The 22,426-nt window shown below is 56.2% G+C and carries 12 protein-coding genes; 10 read left to right on the forward strand and 2 right to left on the reverse strand.

Translation table 11 applies throughout. From position 1 onward, the window contains the following. Positions 1-197 precede the first annotated feature (197 nt). Both Mal65_RS15205 and Mal65_RS15210 read left to right on the forward strand, forming a co-directional pair. On the forward strand, positions 198-1,088 hold the full coding sequence (locus tag Mal65_RS15205; RefSeq protein ID WP_145299257.1) for a ParA family protein: 891 nt from the start codon (positions 198-200) through the stop codon (positions 1,086-1,088). 148 nt (positions 1,089-1,236) lie between these two features. Then, positions 1,237-2,667, forward strand: a complete 1,431-nt coding sequence (locus Mal65_RS15210; protein WP_145299261.1) for a sulfatase-like hydrolase/transferase — start codon at positions 1,237-1,239, stop codon at positions 2,665-2,667. A gap of 32 nt (positions 2,668-2,699) precedes the next feature. On the opposite strand, the gene Mal65_RS15215 is transcribed toward Mal65_RS15210, so the two are convergent. Both Mal65_RS15215 and Mal65_RS15220 read right to left on the reverse strand, forming a co-directional pair. After that, positions 2,700-4,058 carry a sigma-54-dependent transcriptional regulator gene (locus Mal65_RS15215; RefSeq protein WP_145299264.1) on the reverse strand — a complete coding sequence of 453 codons (1,359 nt, stop codon included), beginning with the start codon at positions 4,056-4,058 and terminating at the stop codon, positions 2,700-2,702. 5 nt (positions 4,059-4,063) lie between these two features. Continuing rightward, the gene (locus Mal65_RS15220; protein ID WP_145299267.1) at positions 4,064-5,446 is read right to left on the reverse strand and encodes a two-component system sensor histidine kinase NtrB; all 1,383 of its coding nucleotides are present in this window, start codon (positions 5,444-5,446) and stop codon (positions 4,064-4,066) included. Positions 5,447-6,030: 584 nt separating this feature from the next. On the opposite strand from Mal65_RS15220, the gene Mal65_RS15225 reads away from it, so the two are divergent. The 8 genes from Mal65_RS15225 to Mal65_RS15265 all read left to right on the forward strand — a co-directional run bounded on the left by Mal65_RS15225 (position 6,031) and on the right by Mal65_RS15265 (position 22,357). After that, entirely contained in the window at positions 6,031-9,153 is a 3,123-nt protein-coding gene (locus tag Mal65_RS15225) for a DUF2309 domain-containing protein (protein ID WP_196784195.1), read from the forward strand. Further along, positions 9,150-10,541 (forward strand): proton-conducting transporter transmembrane domain-containing protein, encoded by a 1,392-nt coding sequence (locus Mal65_RS15230; RefSeq protein ID WP_145299270.1) that lies wholly within the window; start codon positions 9,150-9,152, stop codon positions 10,539-10,541. Before Mal65_RS15225 ends, Mal65_RS15230 begins: the two co-directional genes overlap by 4 nt. After that, positions 10,541-12,067, forward strand: coding sequence for a proton-conducting transporter transmembrane domain-containing protein (locus Mal65_RS15235; protein WP_145299273.1), 1,527 nt, complete (start codon positions 10,541-10,543; stop codon positions 12,065-12,067). The genes Mal65_RS15230 and Mal65_RS15235 overlap by 1 nt, the downstream gene beginning before the upstream one ends. Then, positions 12,057-14,072 carry a SulP family inorganic anion transporter gene (locus Mal65_RS15240; RefSeq protein ID WP_145299275.1) on the forward strand — a complete coding sequence of 672 codons (2,016 nt, stop codon included), beginning with the start codon at positions 12,057-12,059 and terminating at the stop codon, positions 14,070-14,072. Before Mal65_RS15235 ends, Mal65_RS15240 begins: the two co-directional genes overlap by 11 nt. 79 nt (positions 14,073-14,151) lie before the next feature. Further along, positions 14,152-14,946, forward strand: a complete 795-nt coding sequence (locus tag Mal65_RS15245) for a leucine-rich repeat domain-containing protein (RefSeq protein ID WP_145299278.1) — start codon at positions 14,152-14,154, stop codon at positions 14,944-14,946. A gap of 349 nt (positions 14,947-15,295) precedes the next feature. Further along, positions 15,296-18,514: a GH116 family glycosyl hydrolase gene (locus tag Mal65_RS15255; RefSeq protein WP_196784196.1), complete on the forward strand. Its 3,219-nt coding sequence runs from the start codon at positions 15,296-15,298 to the stop codon at positions 18,512-18,514. A gap of 97 nt (positions 18,515-18,611) precedes the next feature. Continuing rightward, complete coding sequence (locus tag Mal65_RS15260) at positions 18,612-20,849, forward strand: glycoside hydrolase family 172 protein (RefSeq protein WP_196784197.1); 2,238 nt, start codon at positions 18,612-18,614, stop codon at positions 20,847-20,849. Between the two features lie 23 nt (positions 20,850-20,872). After that, on the forward strand, positions 20,873-22,357 hold the full coding sequence (locus tag Mal65_RS15265; RefSeq protein ID WP_165701301.1) for a sulfatase-like hydrolase/transferase: 1,485 nt from the start codon (positions 20,873-20,875) through the stop codon (positions 22,355-22,357). Positions 22,358-22,426: the final 69 nt, after the last annotated feature.

Here is a 22,426-nt window from a genome sequence, read left to right on the forward strand (position 1 = left end):
GTGTCGTCCGTGATGGACAGATCCTGCGAATCGAAAACCTTATCGATGATGTCGACTTTGCCGTCTGCGCCGGACCTTGCCGGCGTCTTCGGTTGACAACACCCGTTCAAGGTGAGCACTTCCCCCACTCGACGCCGATGGGAACGTCACCCCATGACGTGCCCCACGGTTCCTTCCCCCATGGAGAGTCGAGTTCTATGCCCACCCTATTGATGATCAACCTGAAAGGCGGCGTCGGCAAGACTGCGTCGACCGTCGCAATCGCTGAAACGTTCGCAGAAGTCGGTTATAAGACGCTGGTGATTGACGCCGACCACCAAAGCATGGCCGGCGAATTGTTGCTGGGTCAAAGCCGAATGCTCAGCTGCGAAAAAGCACACCGGACACTGCATGATGTTTTTCTTGCCATGTCGGATGTTGATTTCGATGTGCATTCGGTCGCGAACTACATCATCCCCAGCTCATCCAGTGTTGCCGCGTCACGCCCCAATCTATTTGTACTGCCGTGTTCGTTTCGCATTGATGATTTTTACAGCAACGTGTTTCGATCCAAACGCTGTTGCCGAACGTTCGTGACCGAGCGCGAATTGGGTCACCATTTGAAAAAGCAGATGCCCAAGGTCAAAAAGATCTTGGAAAGCATTTTTGATCTGATCATCGTCGATTGCCCTCCCAGCATCGCGATGCAAGTCAAGATGTTCCTGCGCATCGCCGACGGTTGCATCATCCCCAGTATCCCCGACCAGCTTTCGGTTCGTGGTTCGTTCAATTTGGTCCAGCGTCTGAAACGTCACAAAACGAATTGCCTGGGCACCCTTTGGACGCTGTATCGTCAACAAACCGTCCTGCATCGCGAAATGGTCTTGGAACCATTCGAAGGATTGCCTGAACCCTTTGGAAGCATCATCCCGAATGCCAGCCAGCTTGCCGGTGCGGTTGATCCACGGTTGGTCGACCAACCGGTGGCGAGTTGTGAAACCAAGTACGGAAAAGAATTCTCGCTGCGTTACGCACAGTTATGTAGCGAGATTTTGCAGCGGATGAAGAAGGCCAACATCCCGGTGCCGCAGTTGGCCCAAGCAGCTTGACCGGCAGCTTGCAGAATCGGAACGTCGCTGGGCCAACAATTCCCACGACGAATTGCAGACGTGCCATGAGTGATGAATCCATTCACAATGCGACTCAGCCAAGCTGTTAGAATGTCGCGATTCCGGATTCTCACCATGGCACCTTCTGATGTTGCAAAATCGAATTTGCTTTTGGATCTTCTGCATCGCATTGTCCATTACGACGCAGTTGATCCTGCATGGCCCCACACGGTTGACCGCGGCTGACACAACCACGGACATCGCCCCCACGTCGGATCGGCCGAATCTGGTTTTTGTTTTGGCCGATGACTTGGGCTACGGCGATCTTGGATGCTATGGTCGCAAAGACATCCAAACCCCACGGCTCGACCAGATGGCAGCCGATGGGGTCAGGTTCACCGCACACTACGCCAACGGCGCGGAATGCTCGCCGACCCGCGCGGCATTCTTGACCGGTCGCTATCAACAATGGATCGGCGGACTGGAATGCGCGATAGGTACGGGAAACGTCGGCCGCTATGACGACGCCATTCGCCTGCGCGACACCCACGATCTGGGACTTCCCGTTTCAATCCCGACCTTGCCGGCCCAGTTGAAATCCGCCGGATACGAAACGGCGATTTTCGGAAAATGGCACCTGGGTTATGAACCAAAGTTCGCGCCCCACCTGCACGGCTTTGACCACACGTATTATTGCATCGGTGGTGAAATGGACTATTTCCATTACACCGACAACGTTGCCGGATACAACCTTTTTCGTGATGGCAAACCGATCCGTGACGAGGGATATTTCACAGACTTGATCACCGACGAAGCGGTCAAGTTCATCAACGGCGGACACGAACGTCCCTATTTTTTGTATCTGCCATACACCTGCCCGCATTCGCCATTCCAAGGTCCGGATGACCGACAAACGCATCCTTTGCCCCTAGATTCGCCGTTATGGAAACAGGGCAGCGCACCGCCCGATGTTTATCGCGCGATGATCCAGCGGATGGACCAACAGCTCGGACGTGTCCTCGATTCCGTCGACGCAAACACGTTGGTCATCTTTGCCAGTGACAACGGCGGAACCAAGAGCGCCAGAAACGATCCGTATCGCGGGATTAAGGGCAGCACCTTTGAAGGCGGTATCCGCGTTCCGGCGATCGCCTATTGGCCCGGCAAACTTCCAGCCGGCACGGTGTGCGACGTTCCAACGCTGACGTTCGATTGGACACGAACGTTTTCCGATCTGGCCCAAGCCGACTTCCCCGAGTCGCACCAACTGGAAGGCGTCAACGTGATGGACATTCTTGACGGCGAACATCCCGATCGCGTGCTGTATTGGCGAAAGCCACGCGGTGAATCGATTTGGAAAGGTGTTCGAGACGGCGATTGGAAGTATGTCGTCGACCGTCGCGGTGACCGCGAAAAAACCTACCTTTTCCAATTGGCGGACGACGAATCGGAAAGTCAAAACCTGATCGACCAGTATCCCGACACGGCCAAGCGATTGCGTGCGTTATACGATTCCTGGGAATCGACCACGCGTCGCAATCGACGTGGACGCCCCGATGCCAAGACCGCGACGGAGTGAATTGCATCTGAAATCAGATTCAGACACCGCATCTAGTGCAATCCATAGCGGTTCATCTTGTAGTGCAAGGTCCGCACGCTGACACCAAGCAATTTGGCCGTTCGTTCACGGTGGAAATCGTTGACCGCCAGGGCGGATTGAATCGCCGACCTTTCGGCGGCTTCGGTGACCTCCGCCAGCGTCACCGGTTCGGAAAGCCCTGGTGACGTCGCCGCTTGCAAATCGGCGGGCAGGTGGTTCGCTTCGATCGTATCGTTGGCGACGGTGACAACCAGCCGCTCGATCACATTGCGAAGCTGGCGTACGTTTCCGGGCCAACTGGACTGGACCAACAGGGTCATCGCCGAATCATGAATCGTCTTGGCGGGACGACGATGTCGGGCACAGAAATGTTCCAGGAAGTGGTCGGCTAACAAAGGAATGTCTTCCCGCCGCTGACGTAATGGCGGGACTTCGATCGGCACGATGTTCAAACGATAAAACAGGTCTTCGCGAAACTCGCCGTCATCGACCATCTGCTGGATGTCACGATTTGTTGCCGACAAAATTCGCGCATCGGACTCCAAGACTTCTTCTCCGCCGACTCGCGCAAAGTGTCCCGTTTCCAACACACGCAACAAATCGACCTGACTCTTGGCCGGAATCTCGGTGATTTCGTCCAAGAACAGCGTTCCGCCGGTGGACTGTTCAAAGCACCCAGGTTTCTGACGCGAAGCGCCGGTGAAAGCGCCCTGTTCGTGGCCAAACAATTCGCTTTCCAAAAGGGTTTCGGGCAGCGCGCCCAGGTTCACTGCAATGAAACGTCCGCCTGACCGATTGCTAAGGTCGTGAACGGCCCGCGCGATCAACTCTTTTCCCGTACCGCTTTCGCCACGAATTAAGACGGTCGCATCGGTGTCGGCCACTTGGCGAATCTGTGTCAACACGTCTTGCAGTGCGCGACAATTCCCCACGATCCCCGATACTTCACCCGCTTCGGCCAAGCGGTCACGCAATTCCCGATTTTCCGATTGCAGCCGATGGTGTTCGCGGGCCTTGGTGATTTGTTGGCGGATCAGGTTCAGATCGACCGGTTTGGTGATGAAGTCGAAGGCGCCGCGTCGCATCGCATCAACCGCCGTTTCAACCGTTCCATGGGCGGTGATCACGATCGCCGTCGTGCCGGGTTTTCGTTGTTGCACCAACGACACGAGTTCCAAACCGTCGCGATCACCCGGCAAACGAACATCCGCGATCACCAATTGGAAATCGCCCGCATCAAATTTGTCCAGCGCCTCGTTGACCGTGCCGGCCGTATCAATGTGCGTGGCTTCCTTTTCCAAACCTCGCGCCAGGCCCGACCGAATGTTCGGTTCGTCATCGACGATCAATACTTGAAATTCATCTTCCATGACGTTCACTCTTGATTGTCAAACTCGGAACCGATTGGCAGGGTGATTTCGAAGGTGGTGCCCCCCGAACCGGAATGAAAATGCAGACTGCCTTCATGCTGGCGAATGATCTTGTCGCAAAAGGCGAGCCCCAGTCCGTTCCCCGAACCCTTGGTTGTGAAATAGGCATCAAAAACCTTTTCGCTCAGTTCGTCGGGAATACCGGTCCCGGAATCGACCACGTTGATCTTCACTGTGTCGGAGGTTGTACTGCCGTGGTTGTCGATGGCCTGGACCGACAGATGGCCACCGTCGGGCATCGCTTCCAATGCATTCATCAACAAGTTCAACAAGACCTGTTCCAACCGGACCGGATCCAGCATCACTTCCGGCAAATCATTCTCGGGACAGCGCACTTCGACGACCACTCTCTGTTTTTCTGCCGTCGGTCGGATCAAGTCGACTTGACGATGGATCAACTGTTTCAAATCGACCGGCTGCAGATTCAAACGATCGATGGACGCGAAATCACGAAAGACCTCCAGCACACCACCGATTCGAACCACTTCGCTGCGGATCACACGCAGCATTTGTCGCACATCATCCGTTTCGTCTTTCCCATCCAATTGTTCTTCCAACAGTTGGACGTGTAGCGACAGTGCCGCCAAAGGGTTTTTGATCTCATGATGCAACCCAGCCGCCAGTGACCCCAAACCCATGTATCGTTCCATCCGTCGCACCCGTTCTTCGATCATGATGCGATCGGTCACGTCGCGCAACTGGATCACATAGCCGATTTCCTGGTCATCGATATCGCACAACGTTTGACAGAATCCCTGCAGCACCAGGTCGTCGTCACGGATCGTCGTTTCAAAATCGTCCGACTGTTTGCCGCCTTCTCGGTCCTCTCGTCCTTGACGAAACTCGTCCAGCGGCACCCATGGCGCCAGGTCACGTAAAGACCGTCCGACGGGTTCACTGGGAGGGTCCAGTAATTCCAATCCACGACGATTCATACTGGTGACTCGGCCGTCACGGTCCGTCGTGATCACCGCCTGATCGATGCTGCTTAGAATGTCGCCGGCCAACGCTTTAAGGTCACGCAGGCTTCGCAACGACGAACGATACGCCCGTGACAGCAACACCACGGCGATCCCGGTCACGACAAGGTTCAACACGACCAAGATGGTCAGTCGAAATTGCCAGCGTAGTTCCCCGGCCAAGACCTGGGCCGATTCGCGGCCGTCGCGTGGCAATTGGCCGATTAAGTCTTCGACAATTTGCTGTTCACGCAGAAAGTCCACCATCACCCAAATGGTGATCGCCAGCGCAGCGGCACTACCCAGCAGCAGACCGATCACGGCCAGCCGGTACGTTTTTTCGTTCTCTTCGGATCGTGCGCGAAACATCGGGTGCAATCGTATCGTTACTGCGGGCCAATGGGTCTCAACGTGCGCGGCGCACTAACGGGGAAACGTTCAACGGTTGTCCATCACACCATTGCTGTCCAGCGTCCGCTGTGTCTGCCGTTGATCACGGACGATACGGCGAACCCGGGACGACGACCAGACCGAGCAAACCGGCGACCGCGGTGGCCGCCAACCAATCGAGGCAGACAAACGCTCGAGCCCCTTCGACGCTAACGCCACCCATCCGTGCGAACGCCGCACCAGTCGGTGAAATCAGCCGACTTCGCTGTTTTGGCTGGCATCATCGTGCAAGCCGGTGCAGAAGATCTGCAAAGTCTTGCACAACCACGGTGGGGTGATCCGCCGCGCCAACCAGCTTCAAGGAACTGTTCGCAAACTTGTTCGCCGACTTTGCAGATGCATTTTCACGGTGAACCAGGGAAGTCATCGCACATTGCCGCCGTCCAGTGTGCGGAGTGTTCCGCCGATGGCACGACGGTTGCGTTTGGGCGCACCCCATCGGTCCGCGACGTCGTAGGGTCGCCGGTATGGATCGCCGTTCCTTTGGATGTCTGTCGTTGCCAATGAACATGCCCGCTTTGGAAATGGACGCCGCGATTGGTCGTTCCACACCACCGCATGATCCGCTGACATCGCTGCGTCAACAGATCGAACACGCCGCACACCTGCTGCCATCGCAAGGCCCGATCACGGTCTTCGTGCACCACAACACACTGCATGCTTTCGAAGATTTGGATTTTGATGGTGGTGTTCAAGCCGGCGGACGCACGTTTGGATGCCAAGCGTATCTTCCCGAAGACCGATATCGAACGATGTTGGAAGAAGGTCGGATCCGCGTCGAAGACCTCGAAGCGGTCTTGCACGAAGACCTGGAAGACGAAGCGGACCGATTGGTTTCTGTGTTCTGCACCCGCTATGCATTGCGTCTGTCCATGATGCAGTTTCCTCTGCATGCCGGGTCCACGCACGAACTGCGTTGGGTGGTCGCCGAAACCGATGCCCTGCGACGCTTTCGTGACGAAGTTTCGCCAGCGGTTCGTGAAGAAATGCTGACCGACACCCGCGCGGCCGTCCAGCAACGTATTCAAAAGCCATCCCCCATGCGGGACACGATGGATGAAGTGCTTCAGCAATTTGATTCGTCCAAGAATCAATCATGGAGCGACCGTCGCTGGGAGGCTTTCGTTCTGAATTACCTGTGGCGTGTCTGTTGCGAAGGCGTTCGCATCGCGGATCCGCCTGTCGAAACGATGGACGCACACAGCGGAGTGTTCGAACAAAGGATTCGACACCGCGACGTGCTGATCCAGACGGGTGCCGACGACGCTGACGTCCCGGTACACGAAACGCTGATTCGATTTTGCGCGGCCTTTTTGGACCAGGGATTCGCAGCGTGGAACCTGCCCCATCGCAGCCAAGGGTTCTATCGCTGTTTCTTGTCCCATCACGTTGATGGGCCGGCACCGACGCGTTGGCTGCGATCGGTGCAACGTGAATGCCGGCGACTCTCAGATCATCACGTTCAACCGTTGCAATCGATCCGCGAATCGTTGCAACTATTGGGCGTTGAAGAATCCGAACAGGAACCGTTCATCACGCAAACGCTGTTGGCATTGCGGGGTTGGTCGGGCATGGTTTGGCAAATGGAAACCAATGCCGAATGGACACCCCATCCCGCACCACCGGGAAGTCTGGTGGAGTTTCTGGCGATTCGTCTGATGCTCGATCGTATCGCCATTGCTGAAGTTGCACGCAATCTTTCGGGCCATCACGTTCCGCTGAACAAACTACGTCCGACTTTTCGGCGTGACGACACAGCCGCACCGGCCAATCATTTTGAACAGCGTGCCTACACCGTCTTCCAGCTGGCCCAGGTCTTGGGGTGGCGTCCCCGAGATCTGGAAAACCTGGCACCCCAACAGTGGAACGCTCTACTGGCAGAGATTGAGTCGTTTCCGGCGTTGGAACGACGACGCATCTATCATCGCGCGTTTGAACGCAAGTATCGCAATGAAACGCTGGACGCCGTCATCGCGCACAGCCGACGGCCCAATCATCGGTCGAATCAACGCCCAGTGTTTCAGATCGTTTGTTGTCTGGATGAACGCGAAGAATCGTTTCGGCGTCATCTGGAGGAAGTTCAACCGGATTGCGAAACGTTTGGGATTGCGGGCTTCTTTGGTGTCGCCATGTATTATCGGGGTGCAGCCGACGCCCACTACACGCCACTGTGTCCGGTCAACGTCAAACCCGATCACTTCGTCGTCGAAACGCCGGTCTATTCGGCGGTGGAAGCGGAACGTCGTCGCGCCGACGCACGTCGGACTTTGGGTCACGCCACCCATCGCGCACACCTGGGCTCGCGTTCTTTTCTGGGCGGTGCGTTGACGGGCATCTTCGGGTCAATCGCCGCGGTACCTTTGGTCGCTCGGATCATGTTTCCGCGAACCACGGCGCAAATCCGTCGCTGGTTCGGCTCCATCGTGCGAACCCAGTCGACCGAACTGTGTTTGGAAAGATTGCAACCGGATCCAGGATCAGACAACGGCCATATCGGCTACAGCGTCGAAGAAATGGCCGGCATCGTTGAAGGTGGTCTGAGGGCCCTCGGGCTTGCCAACCCTGACTTGTTATCCGAATTGGTGGTCATCTGTGGCCACGGTTCGGCCAGTCTGAACAACCCACACGAAGCCGCCCATGACTGCGGCGCATGTGGCGGTGGTCGCGGCGGCCCCAACGCCCGCGCATTCGCCCAGATGGCCAACGATGTACGTGTGCGTTCCCGCTTGGCCGAACGTGGTCTGACCATCCCGGATTCGACCTTCTTTATCGGTGGCTATCACAACACATGTGACGACACCATGTCTTGGTATGACCTGGATCGCGTACCGCTTGTCCAACGCAAACGGTTCGAAGCAGCCAAAGCCGATATCGACGAAGCACGAAAACGCAGTGCCCACGAACGATGCCGGCGTTTCGAATCGGCCGGTGATTCGTTGGACTTTGATGAAGCCCTGCGACACGTCGAAGGACGCGCCGAAGACCTGTCTCAAACACGACCGGAATACGGCCACGCGACCAATGCGTTGTGTTTCGTCGGCCGACGTGAATGGAGTCGCGGATTGTTCTTGGACCGCCGCGCGTTTTTGACGTCCTATGACCCGACACAAGATGACGATCGCAGTTCCATTCTGGAACAGATGCTGCAAGCGGTCATCCCAGTCTGTGCCGGGATCAACCTGGAATACTATTTCTCCTACGTGGATCCGATCGGCTACGGATGCGGCACCAAGCTTCCACACAACATCACGTCCTTGCTGGGTGTGATGGACGGAGCCGAAAGCGATCTGCGGCCCGGTTTGCCCTGGCAGATGGTCGAAATTCACGAACCGGTTCGTCTGTTGTTCGTGATCGAAACCACGCCACAAGCGATGAAACGAATCATCGATGACAACGAAGCAATCGCGAGATTGGTCAAAGGCGGCTGGGTGCAACTGGCCATCTTCGATCCTGATTCGGGCCGCATCCGACGCTGGTTCAAAGACGACTTTGTGCTTTACGCACCACACGAGCGAGAAATCCCAGCGGTGAATTCTTCTCCTGACTGGTACGCCGGAAAGCGCGAACACTTGGGATTCGCATCCATTCTGTCGGCAAGCGCCGCCCAACCAGGAGACGTGGCATGACACTGGATCAATGCTTCTTTGCGCTCGGATTGATCGTCGTGATCAGTCCCGCGGTTCTGTTGGCGGTGCTGGCCGTCACATCATTGCTGGATCGCACGATCAGCGAACGATCGTCGGCGAAGTTGACGGAAGCCTCCGTCGTCGTTGGCTTGGTAGCGATCGTCGCGATCTTGGTACTCATGCTGGGAACCGGTCGTCGACACGTTCCCATCGAACTGGGTAACTGGGTCGTCATTCCCCAGCAACACTTTCATTTTCACCTGAAGTTCGTCTTTGACCGCCTGTCGGTCCCATTCACGATACTTTCCTTCGTCCTGTGCGGCATCATCAGTGCTTTTGCAAGTCGCTATCTGCACCGCGAACCGGGATACAACCGATTCTTTGTTTTGTTCAGTGTGTTTCTGCTGGGCATGGTTTTGTCCTCGCTTGCCGGAACCATCGAGACGTTGTTTTTCGGTTGGGAATTGGTCGGCCTGTCTTCCGCGCTGCTGGTCGCCTATTTCCACGAACGCACCAACCCGGTCCGAAACGGACAGCGTGTCTGGAGCATCTATCGCATTTCAGACGCCGCATTCCTGATCGCCGCGTTGACGCTGCACCATTTGACCGGTGCCGGTGACTTTGACGCACTGATGGGAACCGGCGTCTGGCCCGAAGGCCACGTTTCGATCACTCAATCGCATGCGTTGTTCGTCGGTGCTTTGTTGCTGTTGGCGGCGATGGGCAAGTCCGCATTGGTGCCATTTTCTGGCTGGTTACCCCGCGCGATGGAAGGCCCCACCCCGTCAAGCGCCATCTTCTATGGCGCATTGTCGGTGCACTTGGGTGCGTACCTTTTGCTTCGTGTCGGTCCGCTGTTGGAAGCATCCACGTTGCTGCAGATAGCCGTTGTCTTCGTTGGTCTGATCTCCGCCATTTTTGGAACACTGACCGCGCGAGTTCAAACCGACATCAAGAGTGCACTCGCATTCGCTTCGCTGACGCAAGTCGGCATCATCGTTGTCGAGATCGGTTGTGGTCTTCGGTATCTGGCTTTGGTCCACATCATCGGTCATGCCTGCCTGCGGACACTTCAACTGCTGCGGGCTCCAACGCTGTTGCACGATTACCACACGTTGGAAAACGCGATCGGCGGACACTTGCAACGCAACGAAACAATACTGGCACGATGGTTGCCGACGCGTCTTCGCGCGGGTCTGTATGCCACCGCGATCGAGCGTGGTTACTTGGACGGATCAATAGGCGACATGGTGGTTCGGCCTTTCACGCGTCTATTTCGCTGGTGCGACAACTTGGAACGGCGTTGGACGAACCTTCTTTCGGGCGGCCAGTCGCGAGAATCCGATGACGTTCGTCCGCATGTCGAATCGCTGGAGGAATTCGTCTGATGCAAGAATTACATTTGCCATGGATGGAACTATCGATTGTGATCCCAATCCTGGGCGCGATCATCGTTTCTCGTCTGCGAGACTCCGCGATCGCTCGGATCGCCTGCTTGATCACATGCAGCCTGACGTTGGCTTGTGCCACGGGCGAATGGATCGACTTCGTTCGCCTGGGAACCTTCGAAGCCCACGATCACTGGGATTTGATCGAGACGATCTTTCATCAAGACGTCTTTGTCATCGATGAATTGAACGCACCGCTTTTGCCACTGGCCGCGCTGCTGTGTTTATTGACGGCGTTGTCGACGCTGCGTACCAAAGCCAATCGGTTTTCCTTCAACGCAATGTTGGCGTCAGAAGCCATCTTGATGGCGACCCTTAGTTGCCGAAACGCGTTGGGCATCGTTGGACTGTTGATCGCGGCAGTCGTCCCCGTCTGGTTGGAGTTGCGTCAGCGAGGTCGATGCACGCGAGTCTTCACCATTCACATGTCGCTGTTCGCGGCACTGTTGCTGTGCGGGCAGTGGATGGTTGCCGCCGGCGCGGTGTTTATCGGTGGGGCACTACTGACCGTCGCCGCACTGCTACGAACCGGAATCGTTCCCCTGCACTGCTGGATGACGGACCTGTTCGAAAAGGCCACCTTGGGCACCGCGTTGCTGTTCGTCACGCCCATGACCGGTGCGTATGCGGTGATGCGACTGGTGCTTCCCATCGCACCGGACTGGGCGTTGCAAAGCATTGCGGTTGTTTCGCTGATCACGGCCGTCTATGCGGGTTGCATGGCGTTGGTCCAGCATGAAGCCCGTCGCTTCTTCTGCTACTTGCTGCTCAGCCAATCCTCGTTGGTTTTGGTCGGCCTGGAAATCGCCACACCGATCGGTTTGACCGGCGCGTTGTGTGTTTGGATATCCGTTGGATTGTCGCTGGGCGGTTTCGGATTGACGTTGCGAAGCGTCGAAGCCCGAGTGGGACGCATCTCTCTGGACGAATTTCACGGGCTGTACGAACACATGCCCACCCTTGCCGCCCTGTTTCTTCTGACCGGTCTGGCATCGATCGGATTCCCCGGAACCATCGGGTTCATCGGCATTGAACTGTTGGTCGAAAGCGCGGTCGAAGTCTATCCATGGATCGGAATGACTGTGGTGCTGGCAGCCGCCCTCAATGGCATCGCGATACTGCAAGCCTACTTTCGAATTTTCACCGGCCATCGGCACATGGCAACGTTTTCCTTGCGTGCACGCCGATCCGAAAAGATTGCCGTTTTCGTACTGTCCTTTTTGATCATCTTCGGCGGCCTGTATCCCCAATGGAGCGTAGCGTCACGCTACCACGCCGCCATCGAACTGATTCGACAACGCACCGCCGCTCTTGGAAGTGGTTCCGATCAGCCCGGACACGCCGACCACCAAACGAACACCAAATCTGCGATTCCAAACCAAACCACAGACGCCACCAAAGCTCCCATCACCAACATCGCCGCGGCCACGGCCCAAGAATCTTCGAAGACCGAAAATGAGCGATAACAACACTCCTGCCGAATCGCCCGAATCCCATGCGATACCACGCGGCGACGCGTCGGGCTTTGTGAAGTATTTCAAGCACGACTTTTTGTCCGGCTTGCTGGTCTTTCTGATCGCATTGCCGCTGTGCTTGGGCATCTCACTGGCTTGTGGCTATCCGCCCATCGCCGGGATCTTCACTGCCATCATCGGTTCGATCTTAACCACGTTCATCAGCAACAGCGAACTGACGATCAAAGGTCCCGCGGCTGGTCTGATTGTGATCGCGATCGGATGCATCGAAGACTTTGGCGGCGACGGAATGACCGGCGGATGGACGGACGCTGATATCACGGCCTATCAAGCAGCCCTTGCCGTTGGCGTCGCCGCCGCGGTGATCCAGATTCTCTTTGGGCTGTTTCGCGGAGGCATCTTGGGTGAATTTTTCCCGATCTCCGCGGTACACGGAATGCTTGCCGCCATCGGCGTGATCATCATCATCAAACAGTTCCCCGTGGCATTGGGTGTCTCCGCCGGCGGCGAACCTTTGGAAATGCTCAGGGAAATTCCCCACTACGTTGCCGAAGCCAACCCGGCGATCGCGGCCATCGGGATGACCAGCATTCTGATCATGTTTTTATGGCCACTGGCCGGACAACGTGTCGGTCTTTTGAAGAAGATCCCGTCGCCGATGATTGTCCTGCTGGTCACGGTTCCGATGGGCTTGATGTTCGACCTATTGCACGAACATTCCTACACGCTTCAAGGGCATCAGTACCAGCTCGGCGAACAGTATTTGGTCAAGATGCCCGAACGAATTTTCGGGATGTTCGATGACATCACCGCGCCTGACTTCAACGCCCTGACGCAGGGCAAGGCTTGGAAATGGGTGATGATGTTTTTCATCATCGGAAGCCTGGAATCCTTGCTTAGTGCCAAGGCGATCGACTTGTTGGATCCTTGGAAACGAAAGACCAACATGAACCGTGACTTGGTCGCCGTTGGGATCGGAAACTTGGGTGCGTCCATGGTCGGCGGACTTCCGATGATCTCCGAAATCGTGCGTTCCAAAGCGAACATCGATAACGGTGCACGCACGCGATTTGCCGATATGTGGCATGGGATCTTTCTGCTCGCATGCGTGGCACTGATTCCAACGGTGTTGCATGAAATCCCACTCGCCGCCCTGGCTGGGATGCTGGTTTACACCGGATACCGACTGGCACACCCGGCCGAATTTGTGCACGTCTGGCGAATCGGAAAAGAACAGCTCGCGATCTTTGTCACCACGCTAATTGTCGTCTTGGCGACCGATTTGCTGATCGGCGTCGCTGCTGGAATCCTGTTGAAGCTGATCATTCACGTTGCCAATGGCGTTCCTTTGAAAAGCCTGTTCAAGCCTTTCATCGAAGTCCAAGAATTCGACGACAACACCAGCCTGATCGTTGCCAAAGAATCGGCCGTCTTTAGCAACTGGATCCCGTTTCGTCGCCAAATCGAACAGATCGGATTGGTCCAGAAACGCAACCTGATCATCGACGTGTCCGACACAAAACTGGTCGATCACAGCGTGATGGAAAAGCTGGAAGAGATGGAACGGGATTTCCAGCAGGAAGGCCTGCAATTCCATATTCGGGGTTTGTCGCAGATGAAGCCGCTGGCGGCCAGCCCGCAGTCGGCACGCAAAGGCGGTCTTTCCACAATGCGAAGGGTGACCGTGGTCGCTGATCATGATCTGGAATCACGACTGGTCGATCGCTTCGTCGAACTGGGCGCCACCGGTTTCACGTCAACACCTTGCAGCGGAGCCGGACGCCATCGGCTGCGCTGTGGGGACGGGCCGTCCGAATCACAGGTCCGCATCGAAGTGGTGGTGACGCCGGAAACCGGTGATGACGTCCTGCGGTTCCTGCGCACCGATGTGTTCCCCAGCCACAGCGTTGCGGTTTGGTGCGAAGACGTCGATGTGGTTCGTCGCGACCATTTCGATTCCTCCGTCGCCGCTGCTGTATCCGCCACGCCTGTCTAGAAGGCACGATTGAACCATCGCTCATTCATTTTTTCGTATCGCCAACGCTGTACAAGCTTCGTTCGATTCCGGAGACACCATGAACCCCTTGCGTCTGATTTGCTTTTCATCCCTGGTGACAGCGGCGATGGCTTGGTTTCCCAAGATTCCCGCGGATGACACCATCGGTCGGCCCAAGAATCTGCCGTCGGTCAGCCAGCAGTTGATTGACCTGGGAGCCGGGAACGTACGCCAGATCAATGGCGAACTTTCCTACGTGCACTTGAAGGGTTCGCGGTTCACCGATGATGCCGCCGGATTGCTGGCCGGCCAACGTTCCCTGGTTTTCCTTTCTCTGGCACAGACGCCGATCACCGACGCAACCCTACGCATTGTCTGTGACCTTGACCAACTGAAATGGCTGTTTCTGGACCACACGAAAATCACCGACCAAGCGGCGGCGGGGCTGGCGAAACTTTCGAATCTCCGCACGCTGTCACTGGCGAGATGTGGCGTGACGGACAAAACGTTTACCCACGTCTCTTGGCCTCGCCTGCACACGCTGGATCTGTCGCAATCCCGCATCAGCGACACGACCGTCGGACGCCTTTCTGGACACCAAGCGATTCAGCATTTGAATCTAAGCCGCACCGCGGTAACGGATCGTTGCATGAACGACCTAGTCACCATGCCGAAAATCACCCGCTTGAACCTGGCCGGGACCAAGATCACCGACTCTGGATTCGCCAAGCTACAGACGCTCGGCAACCTTCGTGAAGTGGACGTGACGGGGACACAAGTGACCGCGTCGGCAATCCTGGGTTTCAGTGCCCAGCATCCCGAATGCCTGGTCCATGGACCGGAACTGGCAATCGATAGCCTTGCGCACCATTAGCGAATCGGGTGACCAAGCTGCGACGCCCCGACAGGTGACGTCTATTGGTCGCCCCATCTTGGGCGTCGCAAAACATTAACGGCGTGTCGTCCCGAACTCTCGACACCCCTGTCGTCACGAGGGAAATTCGAGGCACGCCCCACACCAATGCGAAGCACGTCATCTGCGTGACCTCGGTCCTTTCACAGACCGGAGTCATCGGATCGGCCGTTTTCTCGTTTTTCTGGCTCGCAACCGAGCACCCGGTGATTTCCGACTTTCCGCCATCCGGTGGATCGGATAACGCTGCCTGTGGCGGCGTCGTATTCCTTGGTGCCAACGCCCGAAGACGAAAGAAGCGATTGACGGGATGACGAAAAATCTTCAACGCTCATCCGGCGACACGACGCACTGTGGCTGTGCTTCATCCGCGGACTGCGGTCCGACACCACTACCCCGCCGTCGCCTGATCCAAGCCGCCGGCTTGAACGCCGCACTTTTGCTTTCAGGGCGCGGCAATGTCATGGCGGGACCTTTCGCTGCGAACGATTTTGATCCGGTCATTCCCGCGGACAAGAAGCTTAGCGAGGATTGGATCGCCAGTTTGTACGACCGCGGCAATCCGTTGTCAGCATCCGGCGAAGACCTTCGGTTCATCGGAATGCCGATCAATGGCATCTGCACCGGACAAGTCTATTTGGGCGGCGACGGAAGGTTGTGGTACTGGAATCTGGACGGCCATCGCGACCGAAAACAGATTGGTGCCGGGCCACGCTTTACCGACCCGGACACGTTCCAATCGCCGATGGACCAGGGGTTTGCCATCGACGTTCGCTCCGACGATTCGGCGACAACGTTCACGTTGGATTCCAATGGTTTCCATGACGTGGTCTTCACCAACCGCTATCCGATGGCCAACGTCACGTATGCCGACAACGCATGTCCGATCAAAGTCGAATTGGATGCGTACACGCCATACATTCCTTTGAATCGCGATGATTCCAGCTTTCCCGTCATCGTGATGCGATACACGCTGCGCAATCAATCCAGTTCAAATCAAGAAGTCTCCATCGCCGGATGGATCGAAAACCTGTCGAACTTTCGCAGCGGAAAAGGACGTCAAGGACGCAGGTTCAGTCGGTTTACTGAGCGAGACGGTTTGTCAGCCGTCGAATGCTGGGCCGGTTCCATTCCGGATGATGGAGCCGAAGAACAAGTTGACGTCTTCGCGGATTTCGAAGACGGCGATTACAGCGATTGGAAAGTCGAAGGAGACGCATTTGGTAATGGCCCGGCAACCGGTCCGCGCACCATCCAAAAATTGTCCGGCTTTGACGGAAAAGGCCTGGTCAATTCATGGACCGGTTCCGACAAACCGCAAGGTAAGTTGACGTCACCCGTTTTCACGATTCAAAAACCGTTCATCAACTTCTTGATCGGCGGCGGTAACAACACAAAATCATTGGGAATGCACCTGTGGGTCGACGGACGAAAGGTCCGATCGGCATCGGGCAATCGGTCCGATGCGATGACATGGGCCAGTTGGGACGTTAAAGAATTAGCGGGCAAGACGGCCCATCTGGAGATTGTCGATGCATCATCCAGCGGATGGGGACACATCGATATCGACCAGATCGTCTTTTCGACCAAACCGGCAAGTGGAAACTCCGATACGCCCTTGGAACGAGCGACCGATTTTGGATCGATCGCATTAGGGTTGCTGAGCAGCGAACCGGCAGAATTCGTGGACATCCAACGCTCTGCCACCGGTTCGACGGATCTCTTCAGTCGAACACATTCCAAAGTCGTCGATGGCGACACGTTCCAACGCCCGCTGAGTGACCGAGCGTTTGCATCGCTGGGCAGGACCACAAAGCTTGGCCCCGGCGAAAACGCCGTCGTAACCTTCACGCTCTCCTGGCGTTTTCCCAATGCCAATTATGTCACCAAGTTTGGTCGGAGTCCCGGTGATCACGACATCAACGATTACTCCACGCGTTGGCCGACATCCGTCGACTCAGCTGCCAATGTCGCGGTGCGACAGGCGGAACTGACCGACGCCTCCCAAACTTGGACAGATACCTGGTACGACTCCACGTTACCCTATTGGTTTTTGGAGCGAACCCTGATCCCACTAAATTGCATGCAGACGCAGGTTGCGGAACGTCTGGCATTGCAAGACGGCATGTACAACTTGGACGAAGGCGTCAACTGCTGTCCCGGTAACTGCACCCACGTCTGGCAGTACGCGCAAGGATTAGCCCGCATTTTCCCAGTCATTGAACGCGAATGTCGTGACAAGGTGGAGTACGGGAAAGGATTTCGTGCCAGCGACGGTGCCATCAATTTCCGTCACAGCATCGGCGAATTCCGTGACGCCATCGATGGTCAGTGCGGCACCATTCTGCGTGTCTTACGCGAAAGCCAAATGACAACCGACGACCGGTTCCTAGAAAGCATTTGGGACCGCACACGCCAATCGATGGAACATGTGATCCGCAAATGGGACAAGGATGAAAACGGATTGCTGTCGGGCGCCCAGCACAACACGTTGGATGAACCTTGGTTCGGCCAAGTCCATTGGTTGATCAACTTGTACCACGCTGCCTTGAAAGCATCTGCGTCCATGGCGCGGCAAATGAATCAGCCCGCCGTTGCCGATCGATATGAACGTATCGTGGCCAACGGCGCGCCGGCGATGGTCGACATGTTGTGGAATGAGGACTTCGGGTACTTCATTCACAATCCGGGCCCCGGCGACGATGAAAAGCATGGATCGGTCAACGGTTGTCACATCGATCAAGTGCTGGGCGAATTCTGGCTCAGAAACGTTGGCCTTGATCCGGTGCTACCGCAAGACAAAACGCGTCGCGCCTTGGAATCGTTGTGGACGTACAACTTTTCGCCCAACGTGGGCGATTACCGCAAAGTCATGACCGCGGGTCGATGGTACGCCGTCGAAGGCAACGCGGGACTGATCATGTGCTCGTTTCCACACGGAAAGATCGAAGCTAAAAGTGGCAAGAAGAATTATGCGGGCTACCTGAACGAGTGCATGACCGGCTTCGAATGGCAGGTCGCCGCGCACATGATCTGGGAAGGCATGTTGGAAAAGGGTTTGGCGATCGGCAAGGCGATTTACGACCGATACCAACCCAAGGATCGCAACCCCTACAACGAAATCGAATGTAGCGATCACTATGCCCGCGCCATGTCCAGTTACAGCGCGTTCATGGCAGTTTGTGGTTATCAGTATGATGGCCCCGCAGGCCGACTGGCTTTCGGCCCCAAAATGCAACATGACAATTTTCGTGCCGCATTCACCACGGCCGAAGGCTGGGGCCGATTCACGCAAACCGTTCAAGACGCCCGTCAAGAAAATGGCATCGAACTGCGGTACGGAAAACTCCGGCTTCAAAAACTCGCCCTCGACCGAACTCCCGAAACCAAACCGGGCCAGGCAACCGCAACGTTGGACGGGCGAACAATCCCCGCGGTGTTCAAAGCCGATGGTACCCGTCTGGTCGCGACGTTCCCCGGCGGCTTGAACATCACCAGCGGCCAAACTCTGCGAGTGAAACATGCGTAACTTATCGAGAAATTCTCATCACGCGGACACGCTGCGTTTTCACGGCCTCCGCCGGCCGAAGACATGGCGAACACGCCTGTCCCCTTACGGCCCAGCGTTGAAGTTGACTTCGTCTGGCGATCGCAGCGTCAACCGCAGTGTTCTTCTGACGGCGATGATTCTGCTTCTCGCTGGTTCCAGCGTCCTGGGAATCTCCTCGGTCTGTGATGCAGCAGACGATTCAATTTCCCAACAGGTCGACCCGAATAGCCCCAACCAGACTTCAAGCAAACACCGGTCTGCTGATTCGGTCGTGACGATCCAGACCCTGCTAAAAGACATGGTCGATCGCGATGGGATCGCACGGTTTCCCGCCAAGAATTTTCGGCTTCGACAACACAGCAGTTACAACCGAGATTCCAAAACCCCCGACGATCCCAAAGGTTGGTTCGCCAATGGCGATTTCAATCGCCCTCCCAATGGCAAGAATTTCATTCGCACCGAAGTGATCAATGGTAAGAAGGAATGGGTGCTGATGGATCACGACGGCCCCGGTGCGATCGTGCGGACTTGGATGCCATGGCAGAATCAGAAAAACGGTGGCACCGACCTGGTCATGCGGATCTACTTGGATGGTGAATCCGAACCAGCGTTGGAAGGCAACATGCTGGGCATGTTCGATGGCACCGGTGTGATCCCGTATCCGTTCGCGCACCCATCCTTGCGTTCGGCGGTGAATTTCTTCCCGATACCTTACGCCAAGTCTTGCAAGGTCACGGTGTCACAGATGCCGTTCTTCTATCAATTCACCTTTCGCGAATATGATGAGGGCACCACCGTCGAAACATTCACGCTGGACGATTTCCGGGCCGCAGAAAACGTCATCAATGATGTCGGTAATGCTCTATTGCATCCGAATGCCACAGGAACAACGGACCGCCAGCGTTTTCGAGTGAAAATGGCTGGCAGCGAAACGATGGCGTACGACTTGCCACCGGGAACCGCCGCCGTGCGTGAGCTTTCCGTCAAGCTGGCCGACTATGACGACGCTATGATCACACGCAATGTCGTGTTGAAAATGGACTTTGATGGGAAGGAAACCGTCTGGTGTCCGATCGGTGAGTTTTTCGGGACCGGCATCGGCTTGAACCCATTCCAAGGTTGGTACCGCACCGTCGCCAAAGACGGGACGATGACGTGTCGTTGGGTGATGCCCTATCAAACCCATGGAACCGTTTCCCTGATCAATCTTGGCAGCGACGATGTGGTCGCCGATCTGGAGTTCAAAACAGGGCGTTGGAACTGGGATGAACGGTCCATGTATTTTCATGCCAATTGGCGGGGCCAGTGTCCGGTTCCCACCCGGCCCTTTTCCGATTGGAACTATGTCACGTTGAAAGGCCGTGGCGTTTACGTCGGTGATACGCTGACGGTGATGAATCCAGTCGAACGATGGTGGGGCGAGGGTGATGAGAAGATCTTCGTCGACGGCGAAGCCTTTCCGTCGATCTTCGGAACCGGAACCGAGGACTACTACGGATATTCATGGGGCGGTCGCAGCACCGATTTCTACGAACATCCATTCCACGCACAACCGTTCAGCCACCGGTACAACAAACAGAACCGAAAGCCCAACACGGACGAAAGAAACACGCTGGGCTATAGCACGGAGACTCGCACACGCGTTTTGGACACGATGCCGTTTTCCGAATCGCTTCAGTTGGACATGGAAGTCTGGAGCTGGTCCGAATGTGACATGGGATACGCGGCCGGAACCTACTGGTATGGCTTTTCCGGCACGACCAGCAACCGTCAACCCGCTCCGGATGACGCCACCCAGCGTTGGGTGGTGCCGCCACGCCCGCCTTCGTCCGAATCAACTTCTTCATCCGACGCGACGCAATATTTTGAGAATGCGATCGAATGCGAAAGCCTTTCGGCGGTCGCCAATCGTGAGGGAGTGAAGCTCATTCGCGACCAAAACTTGGGTCGCTATGGAAAGCACCAATGGAGCGGTGGCCGGCACTTGTTTGTCCGCGACACCGAGGCCGGAGACTTTGTCGATTTGAAAGTCGCCGTCCCATCCGAACGCCCGTTCGAACTTCGGATTCACGCGACCACCAGCTTTGATTACGGCATTCTAGATTTCAGCGTCGACGGACAAACCGTCGGAAAATCCCTTGACACCTATTCGGCGAAGGTTGGCGTTACCGGCCCCGTCACTCTTGGCCGTTTCACTTCGAACGATAAAGAAATCACCATTCGCATCGAAGTGGCCGGATCCAACCCGAATGCCAAGGTCCCCGGTACCTTCTTTGGCCTGGATTGCCTGATCATTGAACCCGTCACACCATGAACCGCGAACTTGGAAACCCTCCAATGCGATACGACAGGTTGCAACGCGTGACAAACATCATTGCAATCATCGCCATCATGCTGGGGTCAGCGCTCGCAATTCAGCAAACACCAGCGGACGAACCGCCGCCCAACATTCTGCTGATCTATGTGGACGACCTGGGCTATAACGACCTGGAATGCTACGACGCGCAAGATCCGGGAATCAAAACGCCGAACATCAACCGTTTGGCGGCCGACGGAATTCGTTTCACCAATTACCTTTCCGCTTGCAGCGTTTGTTCGCCAAGTCGCGGTGCCGTTTTGACCGGACGTTATCCCCAAAGAAACGGTTTACCGGTGTGCCCCAACGACCGTCCGGATTACCCCGACTGGTACCAGTATGTGGGTCTGCCACAAAGTGAAATCACCATTGCCGAACTGTTGAAACCCATCGGCTACGCAACGGCGGCGTTTGGGAAATGGCATTTGGGTGACGCGGATCAATTTGCGCCGCGACAACAGGGCTTTGATCGCTACGTCGGTCGCAAACACAATTTCCATGTGGGCAAGGTCGGCACCTGGTTTGAAAACGAAACCCCGCAAGATGAAATCATGTTTCGCGAAGCCCACCAGCGGCTAACCGACGCGACGATTGAATTCATGCAACGCCAACATGCGGCCGAGAAACCGTTCTTTGTTTACCTGGCACACTACCTGGTCCATGGGCCTTGGTCACCGAACCAAGAATTCTGCACGAAACAAGAATGGGCATCGGTTCAAAAGTCGAAAGGCCGCATGAACCCGACGGCGTTGCCCGCCATGGTGCGTGAACTGGACCATCATATCGGATGCGTGCTTGACCAGTTGTCGGCATTGGACATCGAAGATGACACGCTTGTGATTTTCGCATCCGACAATGGACCTTGGCTGCCCGCCGGATCGGCCTACCCATTGTCCGGATGGAAATACACGACAATGGAAGGCGGACACCGTGTCCCTGCGATCATCCGTTGGCCCAAGACGATCACCGCCGGACAGGTCTGCGATGAAATGGTCAGTGCTTTGGATGTCATGCCAACGATCGCGGCGGCGACCGGCGCTACGTTGCCGAGCGATCGCACCTATGACGGATACAGTCTGTTGCCACTGCTAACGGGACAGACCGACCAAAGCCCCAGAGAAGAATTCCTCTACTACAACGGTTTGACCTTAGAAGCCGCTCGACTCGGACCTTGGAAACTGCATTTACCACGCACCGCTGACCAGCGTGTCTATTGGGCTCGTCATCCAAGAAAGACCTATTTGAATTTGGACCATCCGGTGCTGAATCATCTGCCCGATGATCTGTCGGAAACCAAGGACGTGGCAGCAAGGTATCCGGACCAAACCAGCAGGCTGCAGTCATTGGCTGACGAAGCCCGGCAAGATCTTGGGGACTGGAATCGCGACGGTACGGACCGCGCCGACTTTGCCTATCCCGGCGACCTGAACGAGGGAATGAAAAAGTCCCGAAAGCAAGCGTTCTGACCGCAGCCCGAGGGAACCATCACCTTCGCATGGTTGCCCCAACTTTACCGCTATCTGACTCCATTTCCT

It is taken from the genome of Crateriforma conspicua, assembly GCF_007752935.1.
Lineage (GTDB): Bacteria > Planctomycetota > Planctomycetia > Pirellulales > Pirellulaceae > Crateriforma > Crateriforma conspicua.

Coding starts and splice junctions, on each gene's coding strand:
- Mal65_RS15245 (WP_145299278.1), top strand. CDS start 14,152: ATGAACCCCTTGCGTCTGATTTGCTTTTCATCCCTGGTGACAGCGGCG.
- Mal65_RS15205 (WP_145299257.1), top strand. CDS start 198: ATGCCCACCCTATTGATGATCAACCTGAAAGGCGGCGTCGGCAAGACT.
- Mal65_RS15220 (WP_145299267.1), bottom strand. CDS start 5,446: ATGTTTCGCGCACGATCCGAAGAGAACGAAAAAACGTACCGGCTGGCC.
- Mal65_RS15240 (WP_145299275.1), top strand. CDS start 12,057: ATGAGCGATAACAACACTCCTGCCGAATCGCCCGAATCCCATGCGATA.
- Mal65_RS15225 (WP_196784195.1), top strand. CDS start 6,031: ATGAACATGCCCGCTTTGGAAATGGACGCCGCGATTGGTCGTTCCACA.
- Mal65_RS15265 (WP_165701301.1), top strand. CDS start 20,873: ATGCGATACGACAGGTTGCAACGCGTGACAAACATCATTGCAATCATC.
- Mal65_RS15215 (WP_145299264.1), bottom strand. CDS start 4,058: ATGGAAGATGAATTTCAAGTATTGATCGTCGATGACGAACCGAACATT.
- Mal65_RS15230 (WP_145299270.1), top strand. CDS start 9,150: ATGACACTGGATCAATGCTTCTTTGCGCTCGGATTGATCGTCGTGATC.
- Mal65_RS15210 (WP_145299261.1), top strand. CDS start 1,237: ATGTTGCAAAATCGAATTTGCTTTTGGATCTTCTGCATCGCATTGTCC.
- Mal65_RS15235 (WP_145299273.1), top strand. CDS start 10,541: ATGCAAGAATTACATTTGCCATGGATGGAACTATCGATTGTGATCCCA.
- Mal65_RS15255 (WP_196784196.1), top strand. CDS start 15,296: ATGACGAAAAATCTTCAACGCTCATCCGGCGACACGACGCACTGTGGC.